General features: G+C 41.8%; 20 protein-coding genes. 8 read left to right on the top strand and 12 right to left on the bottom strand.

Annotated elements, in window-relative coordinates; translation table 11 throughout:
- Positions 1-7: 7 nt before the first annotated feature.
- From AC59IL_RS16725 to AC59IL_RS16695, 7 genes are all read right to left on the bottom strand, one after another.
- A complete protein-coding gene (locus AC59IL_RS16725) occupies positions 8-595 on the bottom strand; it encodes a papain-like cysteine protease family protein (protein ID WP_496553312.1) in 588 nt (195 codons plus the stop codon).
- 11 nt (positions 596-606) lie between these two features.
- Positions 607-1,284, bottom strand: coding sequence for a hypothetical protein (locus tag AC59IL_RS16720; RefSeq protein ID WP_496553311.1), 678 nt, complete (start codon positions 1,282-1,284; stop codon positions 607-609).
- 99 nt (positions 1,285-1,383) lie between these two features.
- The gene (locus AC59IL_RS16715) at positions 1,384-4,317 is read right to left on the bottom strand and encodes a T9SS type A sorting domain-containing protein (protein WP_496553310.1); all 2,934 of its coding nucleotides are present in this window, start codon (positions 4,315-4,317) and stop codon (positions 1,384-1,386) included.
- Entirely contained in the window at positions 4,308-5,432 is a 1,125-nt protein-coding gene (locus tag AC59IL_RS16710; protein ID WP_496553309.1) for an ABC transporter substrate-binding protein, read from the bottom strand. Before AC59IL_RS16710 ends, AC59IL_RS16715 begins: the two co-directional genes overlap by 10 nt.
- 29 nt (positions 5,433-5,461) lie before the next feature.
- Positions 5,462-6,004: a phage tail protein gene (locus AC59IL_RS16705; RefSeq protein ID WP_496553308.1), complete on the bottom strand. Its 543-nt coding sequence runs from the start codon at positions 6,002-6,004 to the stop codon at positions 5,462-5,464.
- Between the two features lie 24 nt (positions 6,005-6,028).
- A complete protein-coding gene (locus AC59IL_RS16700) occupies positions 6,029-6,601 on the bottom strand; it encodes a phage tail protein (protein ID WP_496553307.1) in 573 nt (190 codons plus the stop codon).
- 37 nt (positions 6,602-6,638) lie between these two features.
- On the bottom strand, positions 6,639-7,175 hold the full coding sequence (locus tag AC59IL_RS16695; RefSeq protein WP_496553306.1) for a phage tail protein: 537 nt from the start codon (positions 7,173-7,175) through the stop codon (positions 6,639-6,641).
- A 346-nt stretch (positions 7,176-7,521) separates the two neighbouring features.
- Here AC59IL_RS16695 and AC59IL_RS16690 point away from each other — a divergent pair, with 346 nt between their 5' ends.
- From AC59IL_RS16690 to AC59IL_RS16675, 4 genes are read left to right on the top strand one after another with little or no spacing between them, the layout of a single operon-like run.
- Positions 7,522-8,040 carry a hypothetical protein gene (locus AC59IL_RS16690; RefSeq protein ID WP_496553305.1) on the top strand — a complete coding sequence of 173 codons (519 nt, stop codon included), beginning with the start codon at positions 7,522-7,524 and terminating at the stop codon, positions 8,038-8,040.
- 9 nt (positions 8,041-8,049) lie between these two features.
- On the top strand, positions 8,050-8,706 hold the full coding sequence (locus AC59IL_RS16685) for a hypothetical protein (RefSeq protein ID WP_496553304.1): 657 nt from the start codon (positions 8,050-8,052) through the stop codon (positions 8,704-8,706).
- The gene (locus AC59IL_RS16680; protein ID WP_496553303.1) at positions 8,673-9,464 is read left to right on the top strand and encodes a sensor histidine kinase; all 792 of its coding nucleotides are present in this window, start codon (positions 8,673-8,675) and stop codon (positions 9,462-9,464) included. The genes AC59IL_RS16685 and AC59IL_RS16680 overlap by 34 nt, the downstream gene beginning before the upstream one ends.
- A gap of 3 nt (positions 9,465-9,467) precedes the next feature.
- Positions 9,468-10,121, top strand: coding sequence for a response regulator (locus tag AC59IL_RS16675; protein WP_496553302.1), 654 nt, complete (start codon positions 9,468-9,470; stop codon positions 10,119-10,121).
- Between the two features lie 197 nt (positions 10,122-10,318).
- On the opposite strand, the gene AC59IL_RS16670 is transcribed toward AC59IL_RS16675, so the two are convergent.
- Positions 10,319-11,908 (bottom strand): T9SS type A sorting domain-containing protein, encoded by a 1,590-nt coding sequence (locus AC59IL_RS16670; protein WP_496553301.1) that lies wholly within the window; start codon positions 11,906-11,908, stop codon positions 10,319-10,321.
- 347 nt (positions 11,909-12,255) lie between these two features.
- Positions 12,256-12,738 (bottom strand): GNAT family N-acetyltransferase, encoded by a 483-nt coding sequence (locus tag AC59IL_RS16665; RefSeq protein WP_496553300.1) that lies wholly within the window; start codon positions 12,736-12,738, stop codon positions 12,256-12,258.
- Between the two features lie 259 nt (positions 12,739-12,997).
- Here AC59IL_RS16665 and AC59IL_RS16660 point away from each other — a divergent pair, with 259 nt between their 5' ends.
- Positions 12,998-13,627, top strand: a complete 630-nt coding sequence (locus AC59IL_RS16660; protein ID WP_496553299.1) for a tetratricopeptide repeat protein — start codon at positions 12,998-13,000, stop codon at positions 13,625-13,627.
- A gap of 35 nt (positions 13,628-13,662) precedes the next feature.
- On the opposite strand, the gene AC59IL_RS16655 is transcribed toward AC59IL_RS16660, so the two are convergent.
- Together AC59IL_RS16655 and rbp are read right to left on the bottom strand one after the other, a co-directional pair.
- Entirely contained in the window at positions 13,663-13,995 is a 333-nt protein-coding gene (locus tag AC59IL_RS16655; protein WP_496553298.1) for a hypothetical protein, read from the bottom strand.
- Between the two features lie 147 nt (positions 13,996-14,142).
- A complete protein-coding gene (rbp, locus tag AC59IL_RS16650) occupies positions 14,143-14,391 on the bottom strand; it encodes an RNA-binding regulator (protein WP_496553297.1) in 249 nt (82 codons plus the stop codon).
- 410 nt (positions 14,392-14,801) lie between these two features.
- Here rbp and AC59IL_RS16645 point away from each other — a divergent pair, with 410 nt between their 5' ends.
- The 3 genes from AC59IL_RS16645 to AC59IL_RS16635 are packed head-to-tail and all read left to right on the top strand — an operon-like array spanning position 14,802 to position 18,123.
- Positions 14,802-16,007 carry a glycosyltransferase gene (locus AC59IL_RS16645; RefSeq protein WP_496553296.1) on the top strand — a complete coding sequence of 402 codons (1,206 nt, stop codon included), beginning with the start codon at positions 14,802-14,804 and terminating at the stop codon, positions 16,005-16,007.
- Positions 16,008-16,021: 14 nt separating this feature from the next.
- Positions 16,022-17,107, top strand: coding sequence for a glycosyltransferase (locus AC59IL_RS16640; RefSeq protein WP_496553295.1), 1,086 nt, complete (start codon positions 16,022-16,024; stop codon positions 17,105-17,107).
- Positions 17,104-18,123 (top strand): glycosyltransferase family 4 protein, encoded by a 1,020-nt coding sequence (locus AC59IL_RS16635; RefSeq protein ID WP_496553294.1) that lies wholly within the window; start codon positions 17,104-17,106, stop codon positions 18,121-18,123. Before AC59IL_RS16640 ends, AC59IL_RS16635 begins: the two co-directional genes overlap by 4 nt.
- 8 nt (positions 18,124-18,131) lie before the next feature.
- Here the strand turns inward: AC59IL_RS16635 and AC59IL_RS16630 are convergent, their stop codons facing one another.
- Positions 18,132-19,589: a glycoside hydrolase family 130 protein gene (locus AC59IL_RS16630; protein WP_496553293.1), complete on the bottom strand. Its 1,458-nt coding sequence runs from the start codon at positions 19,587-19,589 to the stop codon at positions 18,132-18,134.
- Positions 19,590-19,716: the final 127 nt, after the last annotated feature.

Genomic DNA, 19,716 nt, shown 5'->3' with positions numbered 1-19,716 from the left:
ATTTTATTTATGAATTGTTAGATAGTTTGTTGGTGAAGAAAGTCTCTGTCCACACGGCTCCCGATTCCCTGTAGTTTGCGGGAAACCGGTCAAAATCCTGAATATGTGGGCCATGCAGTGGATCTTCGATCATTATACTTCCGTTTTGATCGTTGTATCCGTTAATAAGTATGTAATGAGCGCCTCCTTTAAACCATTCCAACCGAACGCCCAGGGGCCTTCCCTGATTTATTTCAAATTGAATTCTTTCAAAAACAGGCTTGCCGATTGTCCAGTGACTGAAGCAGTTCACGAACTTCAGCGCAACGTCGAGTTTAAAATTTACATTTCTTTCAAGCAGTTCTTCCTGTGTATAAAGTCCTTTGCCTGCATTGAAACCGGCTAATAAACTGTTAACTATTTGAACCTGGCCGATGCTCATGGTTTGATAGTATGAGGCTACTGCACTTGCAATGGCGGCCCAGCACCATCGTGATTTTAATTGCCGTTCAACTGTAACCTGCAGCCTGCATCCTGTTTTATCGATAATGGGTTGCTGATAAAATGCGCCAACGCCCGATACTTTTGCATCGCCAGGTTCTATAAAGATTTTCATATTTCAGCTGTTTAACTCAGCGAGGTGCATTGGGGAAAAATTCCTTTCAATGCATTGTTAACGGCAGGGGCTACCGCTCCTTGTATCAAACTGATGATTGGCCCTTTTACCTGGCCCAGAATAAAGTCTTCGAGGGGATGAAGCAAACCGTTGAAAATTCCCAATCCATCGATATCTACATTTATATTGCCGTAATTCAACCCGGGATTACTTACCTCGATCTGCGTGAGGCAAATCTGTTGTCCGATGGTAGCATCAAAATCGCCGGTTGCGTTTATCGTTACCGATGAAATGGTTACGTTACCGCCGATGCCTACAGATGGTTTTATAAATCCGCATCCTGCTCTGAAACTGCCGCCAACGTGAATACCGAGGCTCGAGGTGATGGTTGCATTTAACTGCACGGTTCCGTGAAGGGCCGATCCATCGGGCGTTGTAGTTGACGAAGTGATAACAAGCGAATTGATGTGCAGTGTAGAAAGGCCGGTGAGATTTTGCAATACATAACTGGCGGTGGCATCTGCCGTACAAATGCCTAAATCGATGCTTCCTATGGTTTGCGAGCCGGATGTTACATTTACCATTGGATCTAATCCTCTTGATTTAATGGCACCATAAACGGCGTTATTGATATCTGCCAATTTTGAGCTGATCAACGCGTTTAATAAATCCTGAAACTGGTTACTCATAGATTTTGTTTTTGGGGTTAAGGGAAATATTTCAGTTACCGGTTACTGGTTACCGGTTTCCAGTTGCCGGTTACCTGGTAACCGGCAACTGGTATCTGTTTATTGCTTCAATACTTTGAACGAATACAACTGTTTATCAATAGCAACAGTTAGGAAATACACGCCGGGTGTTAACTGCGCTGCTTTACTCATTACACAGGTGCTGAACCCTTTCGGCGCCTGCACATTTTCCTGTACAACCTTTCGGCCGTATATATCTGTCAGTTGCATAGTGAGCTTTCGGCTTTCGGGCATATACAAACCCACTTCCAGTTTATTGTGAAAGGGATTAGGGCCAACACGCGTTACGGGCGATGAGGGCGTGGTTAAATACACAGTAACAATATTGCTGTATTCAGCAACTCCTGATGTACTAATCATTTTAAGGCGATAAAATAGTTTGGCTGTATGCAGCAGTGCAGCGCCGGCATCGGTATTATCGTAGTTTTTAGTACCACTTCCTGTTAGGGGTTGTATACGGGCTACTGATGTAAAGCTGCGGCCATCGGCGCTTCGTTCCAGTTCAAAATGATCATGATCAACCTCACCGGTGGTTTTATAGTTTACTTTCACATCGGAGCCTGAAACCTGTGCAGCGAATGAAAGCAAATTAACAGGCAGTGCGTACGGACTGGTTTGTATAATAAAACCACTGAAACCCGATACATCGAATGTTATTTCCCACATGCCAGTAGTGGTATTCCATACAATGTTTGCATCTGATGGATCAAGAACTGTTACTGTTGATGTGTAGCTGCCCGGTAAGCCGCTGCCATTGTTGCTGCTGCCGCTGTACTTGCCAATACGCAAATTGGCTTTGCCTGCAATATCTGTTGGGCCGGTTGGCAAATCGGCCGTGCTGTTCGGCGCGGCATTGAATGCATCAAATTCGGCCTGTGAAAAGTAAAGCGTAACCGTAGCCGTTGCAGTAAGCGGGTTTGCCGAAGGGGTAATTTGATAATGCCTTTGTACAAATGGTTTTGAGCCATAGGTTGGCACTGTGCTTTCGACCCATACTTCACTGGTTACATTACCTGTTACAGGGCTGGCGCCCGAAGGCGTTACTTTGTCGATTAGCTGGCACGATGAACCATAATATAAATTGTTGAATGTATTTACCGCCTGCGTTTTGCTGGTATTTGCAGCCGGTAACGACGGAGCGGTTGCATTCAATAATGCCCCATTACTGTAAACCGTACCACCGCTATTGCTCACAATGACCCGGTAATATCTTCCGTTCACGGTTGTATTGTTTGAAATAGTAAGGGTGGCTGTTGTTACACCGGAATATATACCTGTGTTGGTTAATGTTACCGGCGAACTGAATGCGGCATCTGTGCTTTCCTGCCACTGCCAGGTAAGCGAAGATCCTGAAGCAGTTACCGTGAATATCGATGAAAGGCCGAGGCAATCGGTAGCAGTTGACGGATGCGTTATAATAGAAGGGGGCGGATCGTTATACCTTGCAACAAAAAGCTCCAGATCAACACCCGCTGTAACTGATACAGCCGGGGAAGAGGGTGTGAACGACAGGGTGCCGCCGGCAAAAATTCCACCCACCCATATATCGTGATTGGTACTTACAGCTACATCTGTACCGGCATCGGTGCCACTGGTTGCACTGCCGGCGGTAGCTAATTCTATGGCATTACCCGTTGCCGCATCAACTTTTACCAAAAAAACATCATCACTACCTGCTGAAGTAGCTGTTAATGGGGTAGAAGCGCCCGGAAAAGAAATGCTGCTCTGGTACCTGCCGGTTATATAAACGCCGGTGGCGCCGGCATCGTTTGCAAAGGCTACATCATTACCGCTGGCCGAACCGCTGGCGCTTTTTACCCAGGCAAATGAACTGGTGGCGGGGTTGTAGCGTGCATAAAATACTTCATCAAAACCACCTGCGCTGTTGGTTAAACTAAAAGCGCCGCTTACTGTTGCACTGTTAAAGTAACCATTAATGTAGGCAGCCGATGTATTGGCGTCGTAAGTAACGGCCAGTGCTTCATCGGCATTGGGGCCGCCTGCAGCTACTCCGCTAAGGAAATTACCCGAAAGGTCCATTCGCAATAAACAAATATCGGTTTGCCCCGCATTGGTCAATGTTACAGACGAAGTAGCTGATCCATTTGAATAATAAGATGCATTTGAATTGGCAAATGAACCGGTTATTATCAATTCATTTTGCAGAGGCAAAAAAGCGATACCGCTTCCTGTAACATTATCATTGCCCACTACGAGCGGTGATGCCTGTGATGAAGCGCCGCCGGAGCTTACCCAGTTAAAGGTGCCAGAGGCTGCATCGAGCTGCGCCACAAAAAAATCGCTGGTATAAGAAGATATATTTCCCTGTACGGTTCTTTGAAAAGCACCGGCTGTTCCGAAAGAGGCGGTGGCATTGGCCGTACGTGTGCCGAAAGTACCGGATATGTATATATGCCCTGCGTTATCCATGCAAATGGCTTGTCCTTTGTCGAGCGTACCGGCCCCGCCAAATGCGCGGGCCCAGTTGGTAGCGCCGGTGGCTGCGTTAAGGGCAAATACAATTCCGTCGGTGCTTCCGCCCACTGAAGTAAGTACAGTAGAGGCGCCTATTGTACTGGGAAATTGCGATTGGCCGGTTATATATACCGTAGTGCCATCGGTAACAATGCCCAGGCCGCCTACATCTGTAGCCGCGCCGCCAAAATCAATCGCCCACTGGCAAAGGCCGGCCGAATTAAATTTGGCAACAAACCCTTCGGTTTGCGTTCCGGTGGCGGTTGCGGTTAATGTGGCAGTTCCGTTACCGAAGTTGATGCTGCCATTAAAATTACCGGTCACATACACATTGCCCGAAGCATCGGTACACATGGTATTTACAGCATCGCTGAAACCCGAAGTGCCGCCGCCGTAATTGGCTGCGTACTGCCATTGCTGCGCCGATGCCTGTAACGTGAGAAGCATTAGGATGATTACTACATGAAGCAGTAGTGCTATTTTCTTTTTCAGATACATAAATAATTATTTTTCCATCCCGACACGGATGATACAGGCTGGTCGCTCATTATTTTTATATGCGCATCAGCATCCGGTGAAATGGTATCGGTAATATGCAAAGCACATTTACCATCTTTATCGCCTGTAATTGCAGCCTTATAAAGCGGCGCATAGGTATAATGTGTAGCAGGATGAAAAGCAGTGACACCTCTCGGGCTTTCGTACAGGAAATTTTTCAAAGAGGGAATACCGTTTTGCAGCAGTGCCATTGTTACTATTCCGGCTTCCCATCCCAGTAAGTGAAATATATTGGCCGCTTTGTTTGTAGCCGATTGTATGCTATTGGTAAATACTTTCTGTTCAGGATTAACCAGCAACCTGGACCATGGAACAACCGTATAAAACTCACCTCCCGGAAAATTGCATTTGTTCAGCAGTTGCTCTTCGGCCATAAACGGCGTGCAATAAAAAGGTACCTGCGTGGCTTCGGTATTTTTTTCATACAGCGCTTTAAAAAATAATTCGGCCTGGTAGCTGCTGAAGCAGGCCGCCACCGAAGCGGCCGCTGTATTTCGAAGTAAACCCAAACAGGGATCTATTGTAAACTCCTGTGGCGCAAAGCTGCTTACATAATTACCGCAAATAGCGCCTCCGGCCTCGGAAAGGCCGCGGTCGCAGCTCCAGGGGCCCCGGTAACCGCCGTCGTAAAAAGACGTTGCCATCAATACTTTACGGTTGCCCGTTCCCGCCATATTACCGGTTATGCGGCAGGCATGCAGCCCCTGTAATGAAATATGATAACAAAAAGGCGAAGGCGTTGCCTGCGGTAGTTGCATACCTGTATCAAGAATAAGCAAAGGTTTATGAAAGGCTTCGGCCAGATGATATAATGCCTCGGCATTAGCCGAACTGCAGTAAGCGATCAGCAGGTCGGCATTGTCATTTAGTAGCAGTTTTTCGGCTTTGGCATAATTGAGCGTTTCATTTTCACCAAAGCCTATATTTTCCGTGAAAAACAAATATTCCCTGCCGCTGTCTGTGGCCAACCGGCATTTCAGCGCCTCCAGTATATCATATCCCATCGTTGGATAATCGGTAGAGCGTGGAAGTAACAGGCCTATTCGTATTGACATGAGTTGTATATTTTTTTCAGGTAGCTTTATTAGCCTCTGACAGGAAAGTCGCCCTGTATGCAAATGATATAATTCAATGCCATTACAGGATGCAGTATCGGAATGGTTTGAATTGAACCGGTTCCTGCTGCTGTAGTAGTTATATTGGCTTTATAGGGAGCCATGATAACATCACTGCTATAATCGTACAGCAATTGATTTGAGTTGGTGGCATATACCGATTTGGCTGGTGTTTGCGAATTCGCAACAGCAGCGGCATGCGGTACAATGGTCATCTGAACCGGATGCGTATGTGCCGGAATGTTTTGGCTTTTTAAGCCGGGTATTATTTCGGTACCGCCAAAATCACCGGGATAATACATTGAAGTACCCTGTCCGGTTCCAATTATAGCCCTTCCACGTAAATCGGGTAATGCGAAAGTGCGTACGCCATCGCCGCCATATGTAGTTCCGATTATAGAAAATAAAGAGGTGTTCGACGCAATAGGTAATAAAGATCCATCGCAAAGTGCCCAGTCTTTGGGTGCAAAATTGCCGGCAAAAAGCATGGTAAATCCTAAAACTGCTGCCATAAGTATGTTATTTTAGATTATCAATCAGCCATGCGGAGGAAAAATTCCGTTTATACAAATGATATAATTCATAGCCAGGTAAGGCGACATTGTATTGATCGGCAATTTTGTATTGTCGACCGGCGCCGGTTGTGTTGTCGCTGACAGGGTGGTTGCTCCCATTGAAATGGTATCGCCTGGGGCTGTGCTATATTGCGCCGAACCGCCATTGATGATTGAGGGGAATTTATTTTCCGGCGCAGTGTCGTTCCCAACGCTGTTGGCACAGGGTGGGGCAGCTGTAATTGTTCCCTCTAACTGATGGGTATGTACAGGCAGGTTGTTGACAGTGATCGTTACTGTTTCATTACCGCCGGTTTCACCCTGTAAATAAGACTGCATTCCGGGGGCTTGTCCTGCATGAATGGCTACACGTCCGCTTAAATTGGGCAAAGCGAATGTATTCACGCCATCGCCGCCATAAGTGGTGCCGATCAAAGCAAAAAGAAAATCATACTGGCTGATTGGTAATACCTGACCGCGGCAAAACATCCAGCCTGCCGGCTCAAAAAGCCCGGCAAAAGGTATTATCATGCCTATGTAGGGAAGCTCGAGCATGTGTAATTATTTTTTGGTTGATGATCTGTAATTGATATTATCCTCTGCTGGGATAAATACCTGCCATGCTGATTATATATGTAATAACCAGATAGGGGGTGCGGGTAATTACCGGTACTCCGGAACCTGCATTACCGATAGTCACGTTTTTATAATCCGGTGTAAACATTGTACTGTCTGCAGCTGACGCATAGGCGCCTGTAAAGTCCGACGGGTAGCCGCCATTTACAGTACCATCGATACCGGGGCCGCTGTTGGCGTTTAAATACAAATTGATATCACCATTATGGGTATGTGATGGAATGTGCGCGAGGGTTAATTGAAGCGACTCGGCTCCTGCCAATTCTCCTAAATTATAATTGTGGTAAGGCGATTGACCTGGCGATACGGGCGTTCGTCCCCGAAGATCGGGTAACTGAAAGTTGGTAGTACCGTTGCCGCCAAACCTGGTGCCGAGCAAAGAAAACAAAGCCTGGTTCTGTGATATAGATAATAGCTGGCCGTTGCAGGGAGCCCAATCACGGGGAACATAAGGTCCGGCAAAGCACATTATTGTGCCGAGTATCTGGTCCATAAGCAATGGATTTGCGTTTTATTAAATAATGTTATTGTAAAGAGGCTTCAAATTTCCAAACGATACCGTTTAAAGACAACCGCCGAAATACCCGAAAAAAAATCGGGTACTTGTATGGGGAGAGGAATAAATTAACCGATCGGGTATTGCTAATTGTTAATGTAACTCAGCGAAGATAATGCGCGCAGAAGGGGCCGGTGAACCCGTAAACAGGGTATTTAAAGGTGGTTTTAGGGCAGCAAAAAGTGGTTTTCACCCTTGGGCATTTCGCAGGAAATCGTTTGTTTTGCTCCGATATGTTATTATTTTTACTAATTATTCCAAACCTATAATAAAACAATGTAATATGAAGCCCCTGATCTTTTTTTCTTTTCTGACAATTGTTATGGCAGATTCATGTAAACCTACAACCGGTACGCCTCCGGTGTTAACGGGCACTATCGATAGCGCTATGGCAAGGAAAATTGTAAATAATTTCGGAAAACGTGTTTATCTAAAACATCAGGGCGGGTTAATTTTTAGTGATACCCGCTGTGTATGGTTTAGCATTAAACAGTTAGATACGCTTGTGCAACAGATAAAAAATGAGGGCGGTGATGGAATAAGGTTTTACATGGCAACGTACGATTCATTGCCGAATAATAACTACAGAGTACCTCCCAAATATCGAAATTGCAGCACACTTGTTATGGTATCGACCAGAGATTCGGTGATTACGAAAGACTCTTCACTGCATATTGACTATTATGGTAACAAAATAAAAAACAAGCGGGGCGCCATTGTTACTACAACACCCGAAAACCAGGGAGAACTATGTCCGCCGCCAACGCCATGTTCTGCCGAAGGAGCTACATTACTGCAATAAGATTGGGATATGACAGTTTACTTTACCGTAAATACCATTTCGGAATTTCTTTGTTTTGTAATAAGTGTTTTTTGCTTATACAGGGAAAAGGATAAAGTTTGGAAAAGCTTTATCCTTTTCCTGTTGCTTACCTGTTTGGTTGAGCTGGCCGGTATTCATATAGGAAAACGGTTACACCGGCCGAACTTTATGATATATAATATTTTTCTGGTGGCAGAATGCGCCGTATTGAATTATTTTTTCTATCATTTGGTTAAAGCAGCGGTTAACTTAAAGAAGCTGTTAACCGGATGGTTCGTATTTTTCCTGCTATTTTATTTCATTGAATTATATGTAAAACATTTTAAGGCGTACGTTTCAGCATCTTCAACAATTGTGTCGGTTGAAATGATACTCGTAAGTATTTATTTTTACTACCTGTTGTTGAAAGAAGAAAAGTTCAGACAGTTATCAAAATATGCGCCGTTCTGGTGGGTTAATGGCGTTATTTGCTTTTATTTCGGAGGCGTTGCCTGCAATATTTTTTTCAGTTACCTGCTACAGGAAAAGCTGGGTGCGATTCCTTCTGCCAGGTATATCGTGTTCAGTATACTGAATGTTATTCTGTACACGTGCTGGTCATATTCTTTTATATGCAGATACTTTCAAAGGACCTCATCTTCCTGATCGGTGTAGCGTCGGTGATCTTTCTGATCGCGCCGGTTTCACTTATTGCTTTTGTAATGTTGTACAACAACAGAAAAAAAAGGCATGAGCAGGAAAAGGAATGGCTAAAAACCAACTTCGAAAATGAGTTGTTGAGAAGCCAGATCGAAGTGCAGGAACAAACGATGCAAAACTTTGCCAGTAACCTGCATGATAGTATCGGACAGCTTTTAAGCCTGCTGGTTATTACCCTAAGCACTATTAAACCCGATAAACCCGAACGCATACCTGAGAAAGTAGATTCTGCCTCGCAGTTGGCCAAACGCGCTATTAAAGAACTCAGGCAGCTTTCGCGGGTAATGTACGGGCAGGAGCTTATTCGAATGGGATTAGATGAAGCAATCGCTTTTGAGCTCGATTATTTAATAACGGCCGGCACGCATACCGTCAGCTTTAATAATAACTATAATTCGAACGAGGGACAAAGCGATAAAGATATTATCCTGTTTCGCATCTTTCAGGAATTGTTAAACAACGCCGTGCGCCATGCCGAAGCCACTGCCATCGATGTATCTATTGACCAGGATGATCAACACCTGAAGCTGGCGATCAAAGACAATGGAAAAGGTTTTAATGAAAACGACGTGGTGTTAAAAGTAAAAAAGGGCCTGGGTTTGTTTAACATCAAAAAGCGGGTAGCTTTAATTGCCGGCGAAATTGATATTATTACCTCGATCGGCAATGGCACCGAAATAAAAATAGTAACGCCATATATTTAAAGAATGGACAATAAAGAAATATTGGTTGGAATTGTAGACGATCACACGATGTTTCGGCAGGGCATCCGCAGCATTTTATCGGAAAATGAAGATATCAGCATTGTATTTGATGCGCCCAATGGCAGCATCATGAAGGAAAAGATAGCCACCCATCCCTTACCGAATGTTATATTGATGGATATTACCATGCCGCAGGTTAACGGATATGACGCCACGCGGTGGCTTAAACAAAATCATCCATCGGTGAAAGTGCTTGCATTAAGCATGTTCGAAGAAGATGAGCCTATCATCAGAATGCTGAGGTGCGGGGCCGGGGGGTATATATTGAAAGAATCGACTGCGGCCGATCTTGTTTTTGCTATTAAAACCATTGCCGAACATGATTATTTTTTGAATAACCTGGTTACCGGCAAGCTGATACGTTCGCTGCAGGAAGAAATAAAAGCACCCAATGTTGTTAGTGACCTAACCGCTAATGAAATCAGATTTCTGGAGCTTTGCTGCTCTGAACTCACCTACAAAGAAATAGCCAATAAAATGAACCTGAGTGTGCATACGATCGATAATTACCGCGATGCACTGTTCGAAAAACTCGATCTGAAATCGAGGACCGGACTTGTTTTATTCGCTTTGAAAAATAATATTGTCAGGTTATGATATATGCATTCGACGAAAAAAAGTAAAGCCTTCAAATCGCAGAAGATTTGAAGGCTTTTATATTTAGTTCGTTTTACAAAAGGAGGGGGTGAAAACACCCATTTCTTTGCATAATTATCATTGCCGGTAATAAAAAAATCTTTCAGGTTATTGTATCTGAAAGGTTTTAAATCAAACCCAATTAAGAAATTGCCATATTATTCTATCAGTATATGGCGTTCAAACACTCTGTTGCCGGTTTTATCGGTTAAACTCAGAACATAGGTGCCTGGAGCTGTAATTTGGGGAAGGTGAATGGAAGTTTGCAAAACCTGTTCACCGGAAATGGACTGATGAAGCGCCGGCCTGCCATTCAGATCACGCAACACAATTTCGTAAGTGTCATTGGTAAGTCCGCGAATAGTAAGGTTAATAAGATGGTTCTTTACCGGATTGGGATATACGTCAATTGAAAGAGAAGCAACCGGTTTTACATCAATCAGGCTTACTGCGCTGTATGCCGCGGAGGTGCCATCCTGTTGAACCAGTTTAACACGATAATAATTTTGGCCGGATAATGGTCGGGTGTCCATAGCTGTTTGTGCGCCTGCTGCCTGTACAGGAATTTGCAAAACAGGTAAATAGTTTATGCCGTCTCCGCTTCTCTCTATTACCTGTTCTTTCAGATCACCGGTTTGGTGTAAATCCCAGTTCAGCTTTACCTGGTCATTGATAATAGAGGTATGCAGTTCATCTAACAGGTCGGGCAATACAATAAAGGTGGCATCAGTTACCCAAAGCCCTGCAACCGCGAGTGGGTCAAAGCCTCCGCCAGACAGGTCGGTAGTGGTAGGAAAGTTGCTGGCATTGGTATAGTCAACCATTTTGATTACCGGCGATACGGTTACATCGGGACCAAAAATTGAATAGCCGTATATAGAGGTGTTGTTGGCAACGCCGAGGTCGGAAAAACGCAAAAACACACCGTCGCGTGTTTGTGTATTATTGCTGCTCATCATCAGCATCCGGGAGTCGGCCGGATTTTTTCGTAAGATGGCATAGGTAGAGCTGCCGCCTACACCGGAACCATAATTGGCGGCTGTTATAGAAACAGCGCTATAGTAAGAGGCAGGGTTGCCGGCTGCATCCAATGTTTTTATGGCAGCGATGTAAAACGGGTCATGGCCACCGGAAGCGCCCCAATCGAATGCTACAAACCCGGCTTTGGTATTGTCTGTTGCTTTTAGCCCAACAGTGAAAATTACATCTTCTCTTTCTATATTAATGTTATTGGTGGCATTGGCATTCTGAAAAACATTGTCTATGCCAATATTGAAAATACGCTGTACAAATAACTGTTCAAGGCTGTCGTTATAATCGGGGTACAGGGATAAAGTACCGTTGTTCGCCAGGGCGCCGGCAATTTGTTCTATACGGAACGATTTACGAAGACCCGTTACAGTGGTATTGTCTACCCTTCGAAATTTAACGGAATAAGAAGCCGGCTGGTAATGATAAACCAACAAATTTGCCTTCAGTGAGTCGAGTATTGTAACATTATTGGTAGCCGAAACATTGGTACCGAATTTATACGTGTACGTATTGGAAGGGTTGGAGCTGGGATAATTTCCAGTGGCTTCTGTGCCTGTGTAGCTGGTTGATGTAGTGGCATTTACTGTATGCGTATATACAGTGGCTACAGACAATTGAGCCTTTACCGGAAGCGATGAATCAGCCAGTGCCACAAGGGCAGCAAAGCTAACCACGCTGCGGTATGCAGCCTGGCTCAGGATTAAAGAAGTTTTCATTGAGTAAGGGTTTTGGGTTATGTTCTGATTGATAACGAAGCCCCGTACTCAATATTTCGAACAAAATACCATGTCTGCCGGATGTCACTTATAATAGAATTTCAACATGACTAATATCCAGATGAATACATTATTTATATATGTTACTTTATCTGCATAGTAATAATTGGAGATATATAATATTTCATTATGTTACAGATAATGTAGATAACACAAATTTAGTGTAGTGATTAACTCCTTTTGCACTGCTACATCTTCTATAACAATTTGCGAAAATTACCTTTTGAATTCTATTGGTTAATACATCGTCCTGGTGGCGGGGCGCGTTAGTAGTTTATTGTAATTAATTAAATAAGCTTATAAATGTATTCTTCAATTTCAGCCTGTCTTGCGTTGGCAAATCCTTTGTCGGTTCCGATTTTAACAAAGCCACATTTTTCCAGTACTTTTTGTGAGCCGAAGTTATCAAAAGCTACACGTCCGAAAATTGGTCTGGTGGTTTCTATTTTTAAAAATTCAATAAGCGCATTTGATGCAATTCCCTGACCCCAGAGTTGTTTATCTATCCAGTAAGTAATTTCTGCATCGCCCTCCATAACGTATTTACCTACGCTGCCTGCAATTCGGCCATCCACTAATATTGTTTGCGTATGAATATTGGCGTCGCTAAGAAATCCGATCCATTTTTTTAAATAAGCGTCTTTATCGGTATGGTCTTTTGGCATAAAAGCCGCGAGATAACAGGCTTCTTCGTCGAGCTGAAATTGAAATAACAGCTCTAAGTCGGTGGTATTAGTTGGTCGGAGTTTGATGTTTTTATTATCTGACATATTTAGATCTCAGGGTTAGTTCTTAAATACTTTTTGAAAATTGTTATTATTAATTTAGTTGTCATAGACCGGAAGAATGGGGGATTTGAATGTAAAATAGAATTTTTTTAGTAATAGATCAAAGCCCCGGAGGATCATAAACGAGGTTGGAATATGCAGAAGGGTCATTTACTAATTGTTGATTAGTGCCGGAGGATGAAAACACCCAATATATTCAAAACATTTAGCGTTATATTCAATTTGAAATACCCGGAAACTAATGTTCAAACGAATTAAAATTTACAGAAAGATTAAATCAGGGAAATTTGCGGAAGCTCTCGCGTTACTTCCCTCAGACGAAAATATTACAGGGCTGTATCTTATTTTTAGAGCTATCTGTTTCTTTAAATTGTTGCAATACGATAAAGCAAAGCAGGATCTTGATAGAGCGAAAGAATATAAAAAATACGCATATCTGGCGTTCAACAACCAGGGGTACATTTATCTGGAACAGGGGCTTTGGGAGAAAGCAATTACAGAACTTACCAGGGCAAGGGAAATAGAACCTGACCACAGCTTTGCTTTAAATAATCTGGGATATGCTTATATGATGACGAATCGAATTGAAGAGGGGGTGCAAATGGTAGAAAAAGCAATCAAACTTGATAAATACAATTATTATACAACAAGAAACATTGGCATATACTATATGCTAAAAAAGCAATTTTCCGATGCTTTAGTGGTTCTGGAAAAGGCAAAAGCCAAAGACAAAACGATTGATGATATAGATATTTATATTGCAATATGCCAATCAAATAACGGAAATAGCGATCGTTTTTCTGAAATGATACAAAAATTTTCAGACCATCAAAAAAATCGACTTGCAAGTCTTATTCGAATCTTTAGTTAAATATTCATCTTTGGTAATATTTTCATCTAATAGGGTTAAGTATATTTTTCAACTATTTTCCTTTTTACATAAGTTTCCAGCTGCAATTCAAAAACAGGATTGTTGTAGCAACTCTCGAATAATGATTCAATATTGCCGCAAGACAATGATTTTGATTTTACCAGTTGAGCGAGTTTCGGATTAGCCGATTCCCACTCATTTTGAAGGCAATGATCTTTAAGAAAACATATTATGATCTCTGCTTTAAAATCAGATGCAATATCCTTTACCTGATCAATCATCAGCGCTACGTCATCATCAACAAATGAATAATATACAGGGTCAAATTGGTCGGTACTTTTAATGAGGTATTTTTTATAGGGAAACATACATTGTGGTTTGGTAACAAAAATAAACTCATATACTATCAGGGCGCACGCTGGCTTACTGCACGATTGAGTTATGTTAATATAAGCTACAGGTATTTATTAATTTTTGTAGCCGGGCCTTTGAATGAATAGATGTTTGTTGCTACTCTATTCTTCTCTTCTGCGGGCTTCATTAACCTTAATAGGACGATTGTCGATCGTAAATCCATTTAATTCGCGAATAGCAATTTCTGCTTCCTTTGTATCATTCATTACAACAAAACCAAATCCACGGCTGCGGTTGGTAACTTTGTCCATAATGATATTAACGGAAGAAACTTCTCCATAACGGGAAAAATGTTTTTTTAAGTCATCACCCTGCACGCTGAAGCCTAAATTAGAAACGTAAATGTTCATTTTGTAGAATTTAGAAATGAAAAATGATCTGAGGAAAAAAGCAGGAGGTAAAGGAAAGCTAACTGATAGCAATCATTCGATTACAAAGTGCTGATAAACTCAAATTGTTGCCTCATAAAGGTACGTCAATTTTTGTTCTTTCATTTTAGTTTATTTCGTATAACATCAAGGGTAATGTAGCAGGCTTTTAATTTAATAGGTGCAATCATTTAAATCAACTACCTTTAGTTGCTTTTCAGAAGATCTTCCCATCTGTTTCCTTATTTCTGCCCACTCCGGTTTGTAAACAAATACGTAACGGATATAACTGCTTTATTGCCTGAAAAAACAGGCCCTGAGATTTATAGCTATATATATTGGCAGTGAATTACATCATTCTGCTTTATTATTTTATTACTAAAAACACCTGCATGACAACACCTGATCAACGATCAAAAATTCTTTTCATAAGTACTTTCCCTCCGGTAAAATGTGGTATTGCCAGTTTTACGCAGGACCTTATTAATTCGATCATCCCGCAGATAAATGAAAATTTTTTAATCAACATTTGTTCCCTTGATAAAAACGGAAAACACTTATATAAATTCCCTGTAAGTATGGTCATGGATGGCCATAAGCTTGACTCCTGTATTGAAACAGCTGATAATATCAACCGGGATCCGGATATTGAACTTGTTTGTATTGAACACGAATTTGGTTTGTACGGCGGTGAGTTCGGTGCATTTTTACTTGGCTTTCTGGCAATGCTTGAAAAACCTTTCATAATCCGGTTTCATACGGTGCTGCCGGCTCCTGATGCAAAAAGGTTGAAACTTGTTCAAACAATAGGATCACTGGCCGATAAAGTAATTGTAATGACCTCCAACTCGGCCAGGTTATTGAAAGAAGATTATGCGATAATTGAAGACAAGATTATCATTATACCACACGGAACTCATGTGAATAGTAATGTCGGCGCCGATGAGCTGAAACTTAAATATGATCTTAAAAATAATCTGGTTCTTACCACTTTTGGTTTATTAAGCCCAAACAAAGGAATAGAAAAGGGCATATTGGCCATGAAAGAAATCAGTATAGAATTTCCGCAGGCCATTTATATAGTATTGGGCCTTACACATCCTAACCTTCTGCAACAGGAAGGCGAAAAATACCGGAACTATCTGCAACAATTAATCGACGAAAACAATCTGCAGAATAATGTACGGTTAGTGAATGAATATGTACCCACCAAAAAGCTGATGGAATACCTGGCATTAACAGACATCTATCTGTTTACTTCCAAAGATCCCGATCAGGCTGTAAGCGGCACTTTCTTATATGCCATGAGCGCAGGCTGTGCTATTATTTCCAATTCGTTTGTTTTGGCAAAAGAGATGCTGGATGAAAAAACCGGTATTATCATTCAACCGGGCCAGGAGCATGAATTGGCCGTAAATGCGATCTTCCTGTTACAAAACAAACACATAAGAAAACAAATGGGGCATTATGCCTCTTTAAAAACAAGAGATTCTGCCTGGAAAAAAGTTGCTGCAAAACATCTGGAATTGTTTGATGAAATTCTGCAAAAACCTGTGGTGAAGACTGAATTGTTTGACCAGTTACTAAGCAAATTATAAATACAAAATTATTTATGCAAACAGAAGATACTTTACTTTCCCAACCGCCTTTATTTACGATGGCGCAAATGCCCGATATAAATTATAAGCATATAAGTAATTTAACCGATCATACCGGTATTATTCAACATGCCATATTTGCTACGCCTAACCGAAAAGAGGGGTATTGCATTGATGATAATGCACGCGCTTTGTTGTTCGCAGTATGGGCCTGTAAGAATAATAAAAAAGATCAGGTAGCGCCTTATCTTCTTCCGGTGTACCTGAGTTTTATTCATTATATGCAAACTGATGATGGTTACTTTCGGAATTTTTTAAGTTACACGATGCTTAATCATGAAGACCGGGGTTCCGAGGATTCATTCGGAAGAACCATGATGGCACTGGGTTATTTGATAAATGAAGGACCTTCATTTTTACTGGTAAAAACAGGCCAGGAAATATTTGCAAAAGCATATCCGCATGTTAATATCCTGACTTCTTTACGTGGTATTGCTTATACAATAATCGGTATTTGCCAGTTTATTAAATACCATTTTCCCGATGACCGTAAAAGAGACATGGTGATCAATCTTTCCGAAAAAATGATTGGTATGTACAGGGATAACAAAAGTAATGACTGGCATTGGTTTGAACCCATTCTTACTTACGATAATGCTATGTTGCCGCTGGCTTTATTGAATGCTTATGAGGTTACGCAAAATGAAGAATATCTGACGATCGCTCTTGAATCAATGAATTTCCTTGAAACAAAAGTATTTTATAATGATTCACTCAGGCCAATAGGCAATGAAGGATGGCATAAACGAGGAGGGCCTGTTGCGCAATTTGATCAGCAGGGAATTGATGTAATGGCGATGGTCATGTTTTATCAACAGGCTTACAGGATCAATGGCGAACAACAATATCTTGCCCGCATGTATAAAAGCTACCATTGGTTTTTGGGTGATAATGACCTGGGATTATCATTATACGATTTTTCTACCGGGGGATGTGCAGATGGTTTACAAAGTGAAGGCATTAATTTGAACCAGGGTGCCGAAAGTACATTAGCATACTGGATATCGCATCTGGTAGTGGCTTCAATTTTAGCAGAATGAGAATAGCAATTCTTGCCCCGATAACCTGGAGAACCCCACCGGTAAATTATGGGCCGTGGGAGCAGGTGGCGTCTGTTTTAACAGAAGAATTGGTAAAAAACGGTTTGGATGTTACTTTATTTGCCACCGGAGATTCTATTACGCAGGCAAAAATGCAATCAGTATGTCAAAAGCCATTGGGCGAATATCCGGCCGATGCCAAAGTATGGGAATGCCTGCACATATCGAACCTCATGGAACAGGCCTCGGAGTTTGATATCATACATAATCATTTTGATTTTCTACCGCTCACCTGGTCAAGGTTAATAAGGACCCGGATGATAACTACTGTACATGGGTTCTCGTCTGAACAAATTGTTCCGGTATATAAAAAATATAATAACCAGGTATGGTATGTATCGATAAGCCATAGCGACAGGCATCCTGACCTGCAGTACCTTGATACTGTTTACAATGGTATAAACGAACAACAGTTTCAGTTCGGCTCCGGCGAAGGAGATTATTTATTGTATTTCGGAAGAATACATCCTCATAAAGGCGCCTATGAAGCCATTCAAATAGCCATTCAATCAAAAAATAAAATAATTCTTTGCGGCCTTATACAGGATGAAAATTATTTTAAGGAAAAAGTAGCTCCTTATCTCAATGATACAACTATTATATACAAGGGAAATGTAGGTCCGGAACTGCGCAATGAGTTATTGGGAAATGCAAAGGCGTTGTTGCATCCGATCGATTTTGAAGAGCCATTCGGGCTCAGCGTTGCCGAAGCAATGATGTGTGGTACACCGGTAATTGCTTTTAACCGCGGGTCGATGCAGGAATTGATTATAAACCAAAAAACCGGGTTTGTAGTTCAAAATATTGCTGAAGCCGTGGTGGCTACCGGTAAAATTAAAAGAATTAGCCGGCAAGCGTGCCGGGAACATGCCATGGCTAAATTCAGCAGCGGTATAATGGCAGCTCATTATATGCAACTGTACGAAAAAATAGCACGCAAATCAGGTGGGCTGTAATTGCCCGGTTAACCGGCATATTTTATTTCATCCAATAATGCTTTCAATGGAACAGTGGCAAATGAGGTGGCATAATCAGATACCGCATATGGAATAAATAATTTATCTCCATGAACAATAGTTCCGCAGGAATATACCACGTTAGGTACATAACCGTGCCATTCATCTTCATCCGGCATCAATAAAGGCTTCTTTAACCGCCCCAGTTCTTTGGTTGGATCGTTCAGATCAAACAAAGCTGCTCCCAGGCAATATTTACGCATCGGGCCAACGCCATGGGTGATTATCAGCCATCCTTTTTCAGTTTCTATGGGCGAACCCGCGTTGCCGATCTGTACAAATTCCCACGGATACATGGGTTGTTGCAATAGTTCAGCCGTTTCCCACAAATACAGGTCATCAGAGAACATAATATAATTATTAACGCCGTCGATACGGGCAATCATGGCATATTGACCATTGATCTTCCTGGGAAATAAAGCGAGGTTTTTGTTAACAGCCGCCTTGCCATGAAGCGGAGACATCTTGAAATGTAAAAAATCTTTTGTTTCAATTATATGAGGTAAAATAAAAGAACCGTCGTATGCTGTATAGGTAGCCATATAAGTAGCGGTACCATCTTCGGTATACTTTATAAACCTGGCGTCTTCAATACCGTTCTTTTCAGTGAAGGTTACGGGAAAAATAACCCGTTCCGACAACAAAGATTCCTGCAAAAAGTGTACTTCATAACAGGTATTCACCATGCTGAGGATATCATATTTTAATTTGTTTTTAGCCATTCCGGTTTCAACATGCTGCAAAGCATTTTTTAAAACCAATTCAATTTCTTTATACGAAAAGGTATCATGCAACTGGCTTAAGATATCAGTTCGAATTTCTTCCGGTAATATTGAATGAGAAAGTAATTCTTTAAAAGCATTTTTGTTAGTCCGTTTTTGTTGTGTGACCCGTCCCTGGTTCATATATTTTCCGGAAGGTTCAAAATGGATATTGGCATGTTTATCGAGTTTTGCCCGTTTAAAAACCAGGGATGATATATGACCTTCGCCTGTAGCTCTGAAACTTATGATCACATTTTTTTCACCGACCACTGTACCCGACTGATCCGGATCTTCGACAATAGATGGATTGAACAAGGCTGCATGCTCCAGCGAATATTCCATGGTAAAATACGACCCGATAAGCAATTTTTTTTCGTTAGACGCAGTTTCGAGTTCTTTTTCGGTCAATAAGTGCTTTATCAGTTCGAAATGCTTTTCAAATACAAGCCGGATATTTTTATAACGTTTACAAAACTCCTGTTGAACCTGCATCAATAGTTCACTCACTTCGTTATCAGGCAACAACATCACCTTATCGATCAGCGCCCTGGAACGTTCATCCCCGGTATTAAAAAATCGCGGAATCACTTTGCGTACATCAGGGTTCAAGCGCACGTTGATTCTGCTAACCTGTAGTGTCATATATGGCTTTAAATCAAATGATAATAATTGATGAAGTTAGACCAATAAAACTCATGAATTGGATTTGTTTTTTTGTCATTTTGACAGCAAAGCTTTCCCGCTATATATTAATTGTATCAATTACGGT

Source organism: Niastella sp. sgz303648, assembly GCF_059587045.1.
This window is presented reverse-complemented; position numbering and strand designations above follow the sequence as displayed.